The organism is Neobacillus sp. plas4 (assembly GCF_057221695.1).
Map to the genome: position 1 here is coordinate 2,495,487 of NZ_CM170152.1, position 15,136 is coordinate 2,510,622.

Below are 15,136 nucleotides of genomic sequence, written 5' to 3' on the forward strand. Positions count from 1 at the left end.
GAGGGTGAGTCGTTGTTTTTTTTGATTGTCAAAATTTCAAGGTGATGAAGGAGGAAAAAATGGTTTCAAAACGCAGATGTAAGGTTTCTTTTTTTCTGTATTTACTATTGGTTTTTATTTTAGTCATTCCAGGAATACCAGCTTTTTCTGCAGAGGTACAGCCTATTAAACTTCCAATTGTAGGAGTAACAGCAAGCGGAAATGATGGGAATTTTCCTGAAAATACATTAGATGATGATTTAGGTACACGCTGGTCTTCCCAGGGGAGGGAAGAATGGATTTTATTTGATTTAGGATCTGTTAAAGAGGTCGGATACTTAGGTCTGGCTTTTTATAATGGCGATAAAAGACAAACCTATTTTGATGTTCAGGTTTCCGTAGATGGAACAGAGTGGAAAACGGTATTGCAGGATGGAGTAAGTAAAGAGGGAGAACTTGGTCTTGCAGCTTATGACATGGACGACTCTCCTGCACGTTATGTTAAAATCCTTTGTAAAGGAAATTCGGTCAATCTTTGGAATAGTATTACGGTAGCGCATATCTATAGCCCGACGGAAGATGGACAGTTGATTCTCAATGAACTCGTCCCTCCTAAACCAGAAGAACGAGAAGATGTTACCTATACGATGCCGGGCTTAATCAATCCGAATGGGTCAAAACATGCTATCCATGAGCCAAATAAAGTAACCGGGAAAACACTAAATGTCCTAGCTTACGGTGCTGACCCGGCGGATAATCAGAATGATGATCTTCCAGCCATTTTATCAGCCATTGAGGCAGCGAGCTCTGGTGATGAAGTGTATTTTCCGAATGGTACGTATAATTTAAATAGCCACTTACCAAGTGATGGGGCTTCACATATTGCCCTGAAGTCAGGGGTAAACCTACGGGGTGAAAGTAAGAATAATGTTTTCCTGGTTTCTAATTTTGATGCAGACGTATTGAGCGGAAAAGTGATGCGCTCCTACGGAATGAATAATATCGTGGTCTCCAATCTGACAATTACTTCTACTTTCGATGGTAAATATTCAACGGATTCTAGTAAGAATAATCCTGACCTAGGAGGTCCGACTTTTGGAATATATATTACAGATGGAGTGAACAATGTCCCGTCTTATAATATTCTAGTCGATCATGTAATAATCGAAAAATACCAAAGAATGGGCGTCCGGATTGAAAACAGTCATGACGTAGTAGTCCAGCATGCCCTCTTCCAAAATGCAACAGATGTCGGCGGTGGTGGTGCTGGTTATGGCGTGAGTATTCAAGGTGTACCTAAAACAGATCGTACCGGATATAAAAATGATACCCGTTACAATGTCATACGAAAAAGTGCCTTTCAAGGGCCGTACATCCGTCATGGTGTACTCATTCAATACTATGCACACAATAATGTAGTTTACAATAATACCTTTGAGAATACTATTTTAGATTCAATTGATTTACATGGTGAAGATGAGTTTTTGAATGAAATCTATAAAAATACCATAACAGGAGTTCTAACCGGAGCCGGTATAGGAGTCGGGAACACAGGAGGTACAGCTCCTACTAATCACGATGCTTCGGGAGCTTACAACTATATACATGACAACAAAATCTCCAATTCACGTGAAGGAATAAAAGTGCATATGGGTTCACCGAATACCATCATAGAGAAAAATATGATTACCCATACAACAGAGCCTGCTAATGCAAAAGGAATCTACATCCAAAATGCTCCGGGAACGATTATTCGAGACAATATGATTTCAAATAATACAGCTCCTGGTTTTACAGGAATTCAATTATCACATGATAACGGCGATACGAAGGCAGGTAAAATAGGAGCCGGAGATCCGAAAAATATTACTATTACCGGTAACCATATTAAGGGTAATACGAATGGCATCAGAATTGAAGCCGGCAGTGAAATCATCATGCATGACAATAAAGTAGAAAAGAACACGGAAAATGATTTTTACATTAATTTAGAATCTACCTCGGAAGAAGAAAGTCCTGGATTGCAAGAGGAACAGGCTCCAGTTGCGGATGCACTGGTAGATATTGAAAGACCGGCATCTAATTATGGGCTGGAAAATCCAGCATTAACAGCTGGAGGAACTGCAGACAAGAATTTTTATAAATACTTTAACATTAAAAATAATCAGGATAAAACGAAGGGCAGGATCGCTTATTTCCAGTTTGAATTAGCTAATATTGACCAGGTCAAAGAAGCAATATTTGAGTTGTCCGGAAAAATTGGCAGTAACACCACGAGTGTTGAACTGGATGTTTTCGGTTTAACGAATGATAACTGGTCGGAAGAGACGATCACTTGGGAGAATTCACCAAATCACGCAAAGGAATCGGTATTGGTTACAGGTGTTGGAAATTCTGCAACATATTTGGGATCGATTACAGTGGATTCAGCAGAACCGGAAAAAATAAATGTAGATGTAACAGATTTTGTTAGGTCACAACCGGATGGAAAAATGACCCTGATGATTGTCGATACAAAAGGGCAAAACGGTAACATCAATATTTACTCGAAAGAAGAAGCAAACCAGGATAACAGACCATCCCTCCATATAAAAAAATAGAATAACAGATTCAAATGAATCTAAGAGGCTGGATCAATAGGAACTACATAGTGTCCTATTGAATCAGCCTTTGTTATATTTCAAGATAACTGCTGATAGCCTAAAAAAAAGCCAATAAGGTATAAAATTAGTCCGAAGTACTGTTACATGGCAATTGATATGATAGGTGTATATCAAATAGATATTTGTTTTTTATCATAATGAGGGGGTAATGATATGAGTTTCGATCTTAGCGGAAAAGTAGCACTAGTAACAGGAGCAAGTGGCGGAATTGGCCAGGCAATTTCGATTGATTTAGCGGCAGTTGGGGCAAAGGTAGCCGTGAATTATTTAAGCAATCAAGAAGGTGCAGAAGAGACCGTCCGAATCATCAAAGAGCAGGGCGGAGAAGCAATCAAGTTTCAAGCCGATGTTACGGACCTTGCTCAGATTGAAGCACTTGCAGCCGAAGTGCAGGAAAAGCTAGGAACAGTTGATATTCTAGTAAATAATGCAGGTCATTTGGTAGAGAGAAGAAAGATTGAAGATATGACAATGGATTTATGGCAGAAGATCATCGATGTGAATATCACATCCGCTGCTTTTATGAGCAAAGCGGTCATTCCCGGCATGAAAGAAAAGGGAAGCGGTACCATCATCAACCTAAGCTCCGTCGCGGCTCATGATGGAGGCGGACCTGGTGCAGTACCATATGCAACGACAAAAGGAGCGATCATTACTTTCACAAAAGGTCTGGCAAAGGAACTGGCATCGTCTGGAATACGTGTTAATGCACTTTCACCCGGTTTTGTGGATCAAACGAAATTCCATGCTACATTCAATACGGAAGAAGGTCGAAAGGCAACAGTTGCAAAAATTCCATTGGGCAGAGGTGGTGTTCCAAAAGACATCAGTGGAGCGGTCCTATATCTTACATCTCCATATGCTTCCTTTATTACAGGAGAAACGATTGAAATCAATGGCGGCATGTTCATGAAATAATTAAAACAAATATCTAAAATAGAGTAGGAGGAATATAGATGCAATCAATCTATCAACCGGAAAGCGGAATTTTAGATGTAAAATATTCTCCAGACGAACAAACGGTCCTAATTGAGAACCCGCCTCGGTTTACATGGATGCCGGTTCAATTAGAAAATGATCGATATAGTATGCAAATTTCACAAAATATAGAGTTTACACCAGAGCAGACGGAAACGATTCAACACATTCCGTATAATTTTTATACACCAAACACCCCGCTGGAACCAGGAACATACTATTGGCGATATTCCTTATTAGGATCCACAGACTGGAGTGAAACAAGGAAATTTATTGTACCTGAAAATCTTCCAAATACGCCTCTTCCAAGTAGAGAGGAGCGGTACAAAGAGGTGAATCTTGCACACCCTCGGTTGTGGTTATCGCCTGACCAGGTAGAGCAATTTAAAGTAAAAATCAAAGAAAATCCACAGCACTGCAACTGGAGTACATTTTACGAGAAGTCTGTTACTCCATGGCTGGAACGAGAATTAATGCCTGAACCAAGCCCATATCCAGAAAATAAGCGGGTAATCAAGCTGTGGAGACAAATGTACATGGATTGCCAGGAAACACTTTATGCCATTCGTCATTTAAGTGTGGCGGGAGTTATGCTCGAAGATGAAAAGATTCTGAAGCGGGCAAAAGAATGGCTGATACATGTGGCCAATTGGGACACAGAGGGAACAACTTCAAGAGATTACAATGATGAATGTGCCTTCCGGATTGTGGCTGCACTTGCCTGGGGTTATGATTGGCTATTCCATCAATTATCTTCGGAAGAAAAAGGCCTTGTTCGTCACAGTTTACGAAGAAGAACAGAACAGGTTGCCTATCATGTTATGAAACGTTCCAAGATTCATCAGGTTCCATATGACAGTCATGCTGTACGTTCACTGTCTTCTGTTCTCATTCCATGTTCCATCGCCTTACTAGACGATGCTCCGGAGGCACAGGAATGGCTCGATTACACGCTTGAATATTACGCTGGTCTTTACACACCATGGGGAGGTAAAGACGGCGGCTGGGCTGAAGGTGGAATGTATTGGACAACTGGGATGGCGTACTTGATAGATGCGTTAAATCTAGTGAAAAATTATCTGAATCTAGATTTCTATAAGCGGCCATTTTTCCGAAGTACAGGTGACTTCCCTTTATATTGTTATAGTCAGGATACACGCCGTGCAAGCTTTGGGGATCAATCCAACCTTGGCGAACGCCCTGGATTGAAGACAGCTTATAATATCCGCCAGTTTGCAGGAGTCACCGGTAATGGCTGGTATCAATGGTATTATGAGCAGGTAAAAGCATGGGATACAGAAGCCGATCAAAAGTTTTTCAACTATGGCTGGTGGGATTTCCCGTTCGATGAGATGCTTTATCTTCATGATTTTCCCGAAGTAGAGGCCATTCCTCCTGCCGATGCCGAGCCAGTCAAGTGGTTTAAGGATATCGGATGGGTGGCTTTTCACGATAAGATGGACCAACCCGAGGAACATATTATGTTGTTAACAAAGAGTAGTCCTTACGGATCATTAAGTCACAGTCATGGGGATCAGAATAGTTTTCTCCTTCATGCTTTTGGAGAACCGCTGGTAGTCAGGTCTGGCCATTATGTAGGCTTTAATAGTACCATGCATAAAAAGTGGAGAAGGCAGACCATCTCACACAATTCCCTCTTAATCGATGGTGTCGGACAATATGCAGATGGAAATAAAATCCTCAATAAGCAGGCAAATGGTTCTGTACTTGAAGTGGTATCAAATGATGAATACAGTTATGTGCGGGAGGATGCTACAAACGCTTATAATCATACAGTCCCTTATTTAAAAAAGTTCTTGAGAGAAATCTACTTTGTCAATCAATCATACTTCGTAATTGTCGATTCCGTTGATTTGACCCAGCCGGGAAGTGTTAATTGGCTTCTCCATTCCTTACATCAAATGGAGATCAATGACCAAGTGTTTAAGATTGAAGGGGAAAAAGCAGATCTCGAAGGAAGATTTATTTACAGTTCTTCTGGAGATTTGTGTTTGGACCAGAATAATGAGTACAAGGATGTCGATCCTTCAGAAGTGGAGGGATTACCTAGAGAATGGCATCTTCAGGCCACAACGAAAAAAGCAAAAGGCCATCGCATTGTGACACTGTTAACGCCTAACCGTAAAGGTGAAAAGAAATACGTTTCGTATTTTATGGATGATCAGGACCATGGCGTACATCTATACCTAACGGAGAATGGGAAAACATTCCGTGTAGAAGTAGCAAAAGCTTATTAAGATCGGGAGGTACACAGATGAGTAATCAACTTACATGGGAAGCAGCAGAACCAGGTGTCAAAAGGAGGATTTTCCCTCCAGGAAATTCAATTATGATGATGGAGGTTCATTTTGAAGAAGGGGCAGAAGGCTATGAACATAGCCATCCTCACGAGCAGCTTACCTACTGCCTAAGAGGAAAATTTGAATTTACCATCGAGGGTGAAGTCACCATTATTGGGCCAGGGGAAACGATCTTTATTCCGGGTGGGGCAAAGCATGGGGCTAGGGCAATAGAAGCAGGTGCTATTATAGACACGTTCACCCCTTTAAGAAATGATCTGCTAAAGCGATAAATAAAAAAAGGGTGAGAAGTCTAGCATGATTTCTTACCCTTTTAAATTTTGATTTTGAGGAAATCACATTCATGAAATTATGGAACAATTTCAAAAACAGTACCTTGGTTAAAATCCATTACTTTCATAGAGCCATAAACCCCTAAATAAAGTCTGGTTTGATCCAGATTTGCACCCAAACTCACATAATAAGCTGATTGAGACCCAAAATCATAATTGGTTTTCATTACATGATAGTCACTTTGTTTACCATCTTGTCTTATACGTGTATAAGCTAAAGCCCCTCTAACCTGTGGTTGAGATTCTTTTTTGGCAAGGTCGGTAAACACAACGGCTCCTGTTAAAGCGGGTATTCCATTCCCGAGATAGGCTTGAACTCCCGTAAGCGCAGTTCCTCCGAACTTCTCGGGCCTTTGATCTCGATGATAATAACTAGTTAAAGGCTGCAGACGCCTCACTGAAGTTTTTATCGCTTCATCGTAATAAACAATATTTTTCACATTCAAATTTGGATTTGAAGTACAACCCCGTATCATCGAAGTGGGAAAATCACCTTCCCATCCGCGCCAGCCAAAGTTAATAAATCCTCCTAGGTCAGGGAGAGAATTCATTAAAGAAGCTTGAATAAGCTGGGGTACCGGAATTGGTTTATACTGAACGAATGAAAAAATCGACTCTTCCAAATCCTGTCCGACATTTCCCACATATTTAATATACTGATGATAAAGCCTTTGGAATGAAATGCCCGGTATATTTCGAACCCCTTTTGCCATTACCGAAAACGTTTCCTGAATTGGTGCAGGAAGTTCATTAAAACGAGTGACTACAGGCGGATTATGGATAAATGTATTTTTACTTACATCAATTTCAATGATTTTACCTGCAATTTCCATATCATCCTGACTTAAATTAAATGGATCATAGCCTGAACCACCATCACCGGTTGTTAAAATAAGTTTTCCTGTTTCAGGGGAGAAGTTCAAGCTATTGACACCATTATGATTCATAAATGGTCTTCTTACGTTAAGTAATGTCCGGCGTTTTTGAGGCTGCCCATTCGATTGTAAAATCCATTCTTCCACTGTATCGATATGATCAAACTGAGTTTCTCTATTTATCCACTTTAGGTTTAAAGTGCTGGGATCACAGGGGTCAGGAGTAAAAGGTTCAGGAAGAGCACCTGGACCTTGTGTTCCAGCTGCTGAGTAATGAAGGTAAAACAGACCGTTATAATAAAGTTCGGGATGAAACGCTAGTCCCAACAATCCCCGTTCATCATATCCACCAGAAGCACCTAGTTTAAGAATTCGTTGTCGAATATCTAAAAAAGTCCGTGTTACTCCGTTTCCTATGTAAAAGATCTCTCCGACCTGGGTGGCAATAAATAATCTTTCAACGGAGTCACCCGGAAGGATAGCTGTTTTCAAAACCGTGGGTAAATTAATTTTACTCACAATTGGCCTTAAACCAACCTTAACGTTTCTCACCTAACTTTTCACCCCTACTAATCGCTTTTTCCTATAAGATTATGATTAGAAAAGGTCTGTTAGTACCTGAGAGTAAGGAGTTTATTTGAAGAAGACCCAGTTGCAGTTAGTCATAGCGAACTTGATCCTCTCCTTCGATGATTAATTCAAGTTCTGTATAAAAGTTGAGTTGAAGCTCTGCAGGTATACATTCCACTATTTCTCTAATTTCATCAAGATTTTCTGCTTCTTCGATACTAGCAGGCGGTTGTTCTAAATGCTCATACCAAATCTTTAATTCGTTTATAAACTCATAAAAATGCCTCTCAAACCGTTCAGCATATTCTTCGCTTTCATCTTCAGAGGCTGTCTTCATCATTTCCCAATCTTCAAGGGTAGTTTTCAATTTTACATTTACACGATTTATCATCCAATCACTCCTTGGTTTTGAGTATACGGAAGTAAATTCTATATGACAAAGCATATACTTATGATTGGGTAGTACTTTTTTATTAATTCAGAACCTATGTTCGTGTATAATAGAAGAGTAAATCTAACAATTAGAGGTGCATGATGCGGTTCAGTCTTGAAGTTTTTTTAGATATAGAAGGAAGTAAAACGTTAAATAGAGGGCAATTTACCGCAAAAAGTGCGAATGACATTCCCGAAGTAGCATATCAGTTCATTAAAAAAATTATTAGAGATGTAGGGTATAGAACAACCATCATTGAAAAAGTAATGGTAAATGGGGAGGATGATATGACCGAACAAATCAAGGAAATGGATAACCAGCATTAAAGTTAATGATGCTAAAAAGGGGTGAAATTTTAATGATTTTCACTCCTTTTTTGGTATCAACTTTAATTCCTATGAACAAATTCGTTAGTGTAATTTTTTTGTCATTAAGTAATGGGGGATACCATCCTCCATAAACTCATTGGATGAAGTTTGATAGCCCAATTTTTTATAAAAACCCTCCGCCTGTGTTTGACCATGTAACTTAACCTGAGTTGAACCATTTTCCCCAGCAATTTGCTCTAATGTTGTAATGATGACCTTTCCAAGACCATATTTACGATAAGGCTTTAAGATACAGATTCTTTCTAATTTTCCGTAGCCCTCAACCCATCGTACGCGACCGGTGCCTACGGCTTCATCGTTATAATAGACTAATATATGTTCACATTTTCCATTCAGTTGATCAAACTCGTCAAATTCATCTTCTAAAGGAACTCCTTGTTCCTCCACAAAGACTTGCTTTCTGATTTCAAAAGCTGCTTGTAAATCTTTTTCGCTAGTGATTCTTGCTGCCTTCATCTTTACATCCCTTTCCCTATTTAGACATTTGATATCTTCTAAATTTATAGGTGTAAGGTTAGAAAATCAAGGTTTTTTAACTATTGAACCAACATCAAGATAACTAGTACGAATATTTGTGGACATTATAAAATATTTATTTATTAAACCAAAGTTTGGGTGGAATTGAAGTATCCCTGTAGAGCTTCTAGAAGGGAGCAAATTCTTTGAATCGAAATCGAAATAGAAATGTCCAGTTAACGATTTTAATCCTTATTTGCATACTGGTTGTCTTGATTATTAATCTACTTCTCAATATTAGAATTTATTTCGTGTTAAGTACCAGTGTGGGTCCTATACTCTTAATCGGGCTGATCATTTTCTTGATCGTTTTACTATATTTCCAAGGGTAAAAACGAATAAAGGTTGATTTTTGAAAAAAAAGTATATTGTGTAAATACAAATCAAATGGTAAAATATAGCTCCACTGTGAATGAAGGCATCTACAAAAGTATTGTAGATGTTTCTTTTTGTTTAGAAATTCTTAACTTGAGGGGTGAGACAATGAGCACAAAAAAACAAATTTCAGTACGTGAACATAAGGATTATCAAACCGAAATTGAGCGTTTAGAATTTACAAAAGAATACATAAAAAATGTTTTGGAAATGTCGAAGGGGAATAAAGAACAGTTTGTAGAGAACCTGAAGGAAGCCTTCGCAGATCTGGATACCTCCGATAGTAGTTTAAGCTATATGACACTACTTACGAATGCGCAATATTTAGAATTAGCGGAAAGTGAATTGGAAAGGTTAGCAAGCGTCATCGGCAAACCATACTTTTCGAGAATTAACTTTACAACCACAGGTGATACCAACGAAGAAATTTTATATATTGGGAAAGCTTCACTGTTTGACCGTGTCAATCAGATTCCGATCATTGTCGATTGGCGGTCTCCGATTGCAAGTGTTTACTATGATGGGCGGCTTGGGGACGTTACCTATGATGCCTATGGGGAAACGCAAAGTGGTTATTTATCGTTGAAAAGACAATATGAAATCGAAGATGGCTTTTTAAGAGATATTCGAGATATCGATTTAACCACACATGATGAATTATTACAGAAGTCCTTATCTGGAAAAGCGGACAATCGCTTAACCGAAATTGTTGCCACCATCCAGAATGAGCAAAATGAAGTGATTCGTGCCTCACTTAAGCACCCCATTATAGTGCAAGGAGCTGCTGGAAGTGGAAAAACAACCATTGCCCTCCATAGAATTTCCTACTTTCTCTACTCTTCTGGATATCGATTTCCTCCAGGAAAATTAATGATACTAGCACCAAACCGGTTATTTATTGATTATATATCCGCTGTTTTGCCTGATTTGGGGGTAAATAAGATTAAACAAACCACCTATGTTGAATTTATGCGATTGGCTTTAGGCAAGAAAATAAAATTACTCTCTCCCAATTCAAAATTAATGGCCCTATTAAAAGGTGAAGAAAAAACGAAATGGATTCATTGGGTTTCCAGTTACAAAGGATCTCTGGAGTTTAAGGAGTTAATCGATCGCTTTATAAAAGAAATAGAAGAAAATTTAGCACCTTCACAGGATTTTATCATAGAAAAATCGCTTTTAATGAAGGGGAAAAAAATCAATAGATTATTTTTAAAAGAGTTTCACTACTTACCGATTTATAAGAGGTTAGATAAAATAAAAAATTTACTAGTCAATGATTTACGGATAAAAAAATCAATTATTCTTAACAAAATTAATGTTAAATATGATGAAGCTTTAGAAAAAGCTCTTTATAATACGAGGATGGATCCAGATAAAAGAAGGGAAAAAGTAGTTTTTATCATGGATACAAAAGAAAAGAGAATTCAAACAGTCGAGCAAGAGTCGAAGGTGGCGGTCAAAAGTTATCTGGAACCTTTTGTAAAAAAAGATATTTTTACACTATATAAGGATCTTATGACTTCGCCTGAGCTATTACACAAATATTCACCAACTCTTTCTGAGATAGAATGTAAGAAGTTAAGTCGATACGGGCAAAAGGTTTTTGAAAAGAAAGCGCTGGAACTAGAGGATTTAGCTCCATTATTTTATATGAAGGCGAAGCTAGAAGGGATCGACGAACGCTATAAAATGAAAAGTATTTTCATTGATGAAGCACAGGATTATAGCTATTTTCAATTTGCAGCACTAAAAGAAGGATTTGAAACCGACTTGTTTACGATTGTGGGAGACTTAGCACAAGGAATTCATTCCTATCGCGGGTTAAATAGTTGGGAACCATTAGTAAAAGAAGTCTTCCCAAATGCGAATTATCATTCCCTGCAAAAGAGCTATCGGACCACTGTCGAGATTATGGAGTTAGCCAATGACATTCTTGCGATTATGGGGAAGGACTTGCCGATCGTACAACCTGTCATCCGGCATGGCGACAAACCACGCTTTACGAAAATTGACCCTGACCATTTACAGCAGGTACGAGAAATACTTGAAACCGATATTCGTTTACTGAAAAAGGAGGAACTTAACTCAATTGCGATAATTGGAAGAACCGACTCTGACTGTGAACGAATCCATAAACTGCTAGAAAATAGCAATCTCCCGATCCAATTATTAGAAGAAAAAGAAGACATGAAAAAAGGCAGCGTCGTCATCCTGCCATCCTATCTATCAAAAGGACTAGAATTCGACGCCGTATTAATCGTGACACTAGAAGAAAAATACAGTAATGAAGAAATCGATATCAAATTGTTATATGTGGCCATGACCAGGCCGATGCATAGATTATACTTATATGGGAGATCACAATCTGATTTGCTATTAGATAAAGCTTCGGGTCTCCATTTTGATATGTAGAAGAGAATATTTAAAGGGTAAAAGGCGGGGGGACCAAAGAAGACTTTGGTTCCCTTTTAAGTGAAAAAGGGTGGATTGAGGGAATCAAAAGAAGTCCTTGATTCCCTTTAAAGTGTAAAAGGCTGGGTAGAGGGAATCAAAAGGAGTTTTTGATTCCCTTTAAAGTGTAAATGGCTGGTTAGAGGGAATTAAAAGGAGTTTTTAATACTCTTTTAAGGGTAAAAGGCTGGTTAAAGGGAATCAAATGAACTTCCAGGCAACACCTAAATAATAAGGAAGGCTCCTGGAAGTTTTTGTGAGCTGAACTCTATAGTTATCTCCGATTTAACCCTGAACACTTTCAATTTGGTGAAGTCGCTCTACTATTCTCCGTTTCCGGTATAGCATTTTCCCTGCTTCGGCGACGTCGCTCATGGAAGAGCGATTAATTATGGCTCCAAAAATGATTCCTGCAATGGGGACCATTTGGAAGAGCTTTTTCCATCCAAAGGAATCCCGGTATGTGGTTACGACTTCACGCCATCCTTGTAACTGTGAAACGATTTGATTGCTCTGATTGCCTTGGTGGAAGGAAGCAAGATCTTCTAAAATTGCCTTTTTCCCAACAATATCCGAGGAAGTAAACTGGAGGCATTTTACTATGAAAATTCTTTCTGATTTTTCTTTTGGGTCATAGCCATAACATAGGGAAATCTCTTGTAATACTTTAAGAGATAGCCCTAATAGAACAGGTATATCCACCGCCAAGGTAAATAAACCCCCAATCCCCGTGGTTGCCCCTTGAATGGTTGCCATTTTTGTTCTTGAATTACCTATCTCGTTTGCAACCTCATCCATTCTGCTAATTGGAACATGTTTATGCAGGTCAAGACGAATACCATCGACTGTCCATAAGGCTCCTTCAGGTGCGAACTTTTTTAGAATGGTTTCCTCGTTTACTAAATATTGTCCGCCTGTATGAATATAGCTTCCTAATTCATCAATCGCCAATCCAATTTTATCTTGAATGAACTTTGGCGTTAGCTTATCAAGAAGCATGAAGGGAAGACGGCCAATTTTTTCCCAAAACCATAAATCCTTTTGCTCCTTTTCCCAGTCTTCAATCTTTTTTAATTCAGAATGCAAATAATCTGCTGATTCAACGCTTTTCAAACCCGTCCACTCCATCTATGTTATTTAATCCTTTTATTATAAGTAATACGGACAAACGTCAAACAAGTTTCACTAAAAGAATAGATATGATACAACTGTTTTTGGAACAGGCTATAGCTTTTATCCAAACCTATTGTGGAGCAGTTTACTGATTCCGTGACATGCTATATGACTGTACGAACCTCACAACTACGTTGAAAGTTGAGTTACACCACAAAGAAAAGATTTATATCGATGTCAAAGGTTTGTTGAATCGATGATAAAGCGTATGATTTTGATTTATTCATAAACCCATCAACTCTAATTAGAGAGAGTGGTACTTCTTTTTATTTTAATCATCTTGAAACTACATCTAGGGCACTTAGTAGTAATAAAAATAAAAAATTTAAAAAATTCAGTTGGTTAGTTGACTGAATTAATTCTATATTCTATATTATATATTATATAGAATATATAATCCTTCAAAAAGGAGATAAGCAAAAGATGTTAAAGAAAAAAATGTATAATACAAAAACCGAAATGGTTTATGAAAAACTTAAGGTAGATATTGTGGCTGGTCTATTAAAACAAGGTGAAAAGATTGTGGCGAGAGAAGTTGCTGTGGAGCTTGGTGTAAGCGATATCCCGGTCCGTGAAGCTCTTAAAAAGTTAGAATCAGAAGGGTTGGTTGAAAATATCCCTCATGTAGGATCTCGTGTAAGTCAAATTAATTTACAAAAAGCAGAAGAAATTTTTGCCATTCGACTAGAATTAGAATCATTTGCTGTACGTTTGGCAGCCGAAAATGCCAAGCCGGAAGAACTAAAGGAGCTGCAAAAATTAGTAGATGAGATGGAAGATATCCTTCAGGGTGAAAAGGAACTTGAGAGTGTTGAGATAAAAAATTTAAGTCTTTTAAACACTGAATTTCACAATATGCTATATCAATTATCGGGAAATGAGACGTTATGTGAAATGATTTATTCCTTAAAGGAAAGGTCTCAATATTCTCAATCTGTATTTATGTATCTTCCTGAACGGCAAAAACTTTCAAATAAAGAACATCAGTTGATTGTTGATGCTTTACGTACAGGTGATGCTATTAACGCAGAGAAAACTTTAAGAGAGCAAAAAGCACATGCATTTGAGGGATTTTTAAATAAATTAAGATTGGAAAATAAAGAGGATTAACCAACTAGATTTTTCGAGAGTTAAAGGAGGTGATGCAACAAAGGCTAGCAGGGAAGCATTATTTTTGAAGAGTTATCCAGTTACATACATCCTTTCAAGTCTTCTTTGATCGGAGATAAGTAAGCGCTTTCCGAAGTCTGAGTTTACGAGTAAAAGTCAAAATGAAAAACGATAGAAAAGGAGTTTAAGAGAATGATTTCTGTTAAAGAAAAGCTGGTAGACAACAAAACGGTGATTGGAACCTTTAGCAAGTTTTCAAGTCCTGTTTCCTCTGAAATTCTTGGGTATCTTGGATTTGATTTCTTAATCCTTGATATGGAGCATTCTGCGCTCGATTATCATCAAGCAGAGGATTTAATCCGAGCTGGTGATGCTGCGGGAATATCGACCATTGTTCGAGTTCCGGGAGTGGAAGAAAGCCCAATTTTGCGGGTATTGGAAGCGGGAAGTCAAGGTATACAGGCTCCTGGTGTAGATACAGTGGAAATGGCAAAAAAAGTTGTAGAGGCTTCAAGATATCGTCCGATTGGAAAACGTGGCCTTTCATTTTCTACTCGTGCAGCACAGTATACGATTAAGAATAAAGATGAGCACATGATTGATTCAATGGCAAAACAATTGGTAATTGTTCAAATTGAAAGTAAGGAAGCTGTGGAAAATGTAGAAAAAATCGCAGCCGTAGAAGGAATTGATGTTATATTTTTAGGACCTGGTGATCTAAGTAATTCACTCGGAGTACCAGGACAACTGAATCACCCGCTTGTTCAGGAAGCAATGATCAGACTTTGTAATGCCGCACAGGAGAATGGTAAAGTAGCAGGTACATTCGTTGGCAACCATGAACAGGCTTTGAGAGCATTCGAAGCAGGAGTACGTTATTTGGTGTTTGATAATGATGTTGCCTTCTTTGCAAAAGGGGCCCAATCAGTTCTTGAAGAACTCAGAAATTCTATTTGATCATAAATATG

Annotated in this window: 12 protein-coding genes; 8 read left to right on the plus strand and 4 right to left on the minus strand. The window is 38.4% G+C overall.

Annotated elements, in window-relative coordinates:
- Positions 1-59 precede the first annotated feature (59 nt).
- The 4 genes from AC2TFD_RS12460 (at position 60) to AC2TFD_RS12475 (ending at position 6,213) form a co-directional block, all read left to right on the plus strand.
- Positions 60-2,579 carry a DNRLRE domain-containing protein gene (locus AC2TFD_RS12460; RefSeq protein WP_484675783.1) on the plus strand — a complete coding sequence of 840 codons (2,520 nt, stop codon included), beginning with the start codon at positions 60-62 and terminating at the stop codon, positions 2,577-2,579.
- A gap of 216 nt (positions 2,580-2,795) precedes the next feature.
- On the plus strand, positions 2,796-3,560 hold the full coding sequence (locus tag AC2TFD_RS12465; RefSeq protein WP_484675784.1) for an SDR family NAD(P)-dependent oxidoreductase: 765 nt from the start codon (positions 2,796-2,798) through the stop codon (positions 3,558-3,560).
- Between the two features lie 38 nt (positions 3,561-3,598).
- Positions 3,599-5,878, plus strand: a complete 2,280-nt coding sequence (locus AC2TFD_RS12470; RefSeq protein ID WP_484675785.1) for a DUF4962 domain-containing protein — start codon at positions 3,599-3,601, stop codon at positions 5,876-5,878.
- A gap of 17 nt (positions 5,879-5,895) precedes the next feature.
- Positions 5,896-6,213 carry a cupin domain-containing protein gene (locus AC2TFD_RS12475; protein WP_484675786.1) on the plus strand — a complete coding sequence of 106 codons (318 nt, stop codon included), beginning with the start codon at positions 5,896-5,898 and terminating at the stop codon, positions 6,211-6,213.
- Positions 6,214-6,290: 77 nt separating this feature from the next.
- Here the strand turns inward: AC2TFD_RS12475 and AC2TFD_RS12480 are convergent, their stop codons facing one another.
- A complete protein-coding gene (locus AC2TFD_RS12480; protein ID WP_484675787.1) occupies positions 6,291-7,700 on the minus strand; it encodes a PQQ-dependent sugar dehydrogenase in 1,410 nt (469 codons plus the stop codon).
- Between the two features lie 106 nt (positions 7,701-7,806).
- Positions 7,807-8,109, minus strand: coding sequence for a hypothetical protein (locus AC2TFD_RS12485; protein ID WP_484675788.1), 303 nt, complete (start codon positions 8,107-8,109; stop codon positions 7,807-7,809).
- 143 nt (positions 8,110-8,252) lie between these two features.
- Here AC2TFD_RS12485 and AC2TFD_RS12490 point away from each other — a divergent pair, with 143 nt between their 5' ends.
- A complete protein-coding gene (locus AC2TFD_RS12490) occupies positions 8,253-8,477 on the plus strand; it encodes a hypothetical protein (protein ID WP_484675789.1) in 225 nt (74 codons plus the stop codon).
- Positions 8,478-8,561: 84 nt separating this feature from the next.
- On the opposite strand, the gene AC2TFD_RS12495 is transcribed toward AC2TFD_RS12490, so the two are convergent.
- The gene (locus AC2TFD_RS12495) at positions 8,562-8,996 is read right to left on the minus strand and encodes a GNAT family N-acetyltransferase (protein ID WP_484675790.1); all 435 of its coding nucleotides are present in this window, start codon (positions 8,994-8,996) and stop codon (positions 8,562-8,564) included.
- A 543-nt stretch (positions 8,997-9,539) separates the two neighbouring features.
- Between AC2TFD_RS12495 and helD the strand changes: the two genes are divergently transcribed.
- Complete coding sequence (helD, locus tag AC2TFD_RS12500) at positions 9,540-11,846, plus strand: RNA polymerase recycling motor HelD (protein WP_484675791.1); 2,307 nt, start codon at positions 9,540-9,542, stop codon at positions 11,844-11,846.
- 324 nt (positions 11,847-12,170) lie between these two features.
- On the opposite strand, the gene AC2TFD_RS12505 is transcribed toward helD, so the two are convergent.
- Complete coding sequence (locus tag AC2TFD_RS12505; RefSeq protein WP_484675792.1) at positions 12,171-13,013, minus strand: EcsC family protein; 843 nt, start codon at positions 13,011-13,013, stop codon at positions 12,171-12,173.
- A gap of 468 nt (positions 13,014-13,481) precedes the next feature.
- On the opposite strand from AC2TFD_RS12505, the gene AC2TFD_RS12510 reads away from it, so the two are divergent.
- Positions 13,482-14,168, plus strand: a complete 687-nt coding sequence (locus AC2TFD_RS12510; protein ID WP_484675793.1) for a GntR family transcriptional regulator — start codon at positions 13,482-13,484, stop codon at positions 14,166-14,168.
- Positions 14,169-14,360: 192 nt separating this feature from the next.
- Positions 14,361-15,125, plus strand: a complete 765-nt coding sequence (locus AC2TFD_RS12515) for an HpcH/HpaI aldolase family protein (protein ID WP_484675794.1) — start codon at positions 14,361-14,363, stop codon at positions 15,123-15,125.
- Positions 15,126-15,136 lie beyond the last annotated feature (11 nt).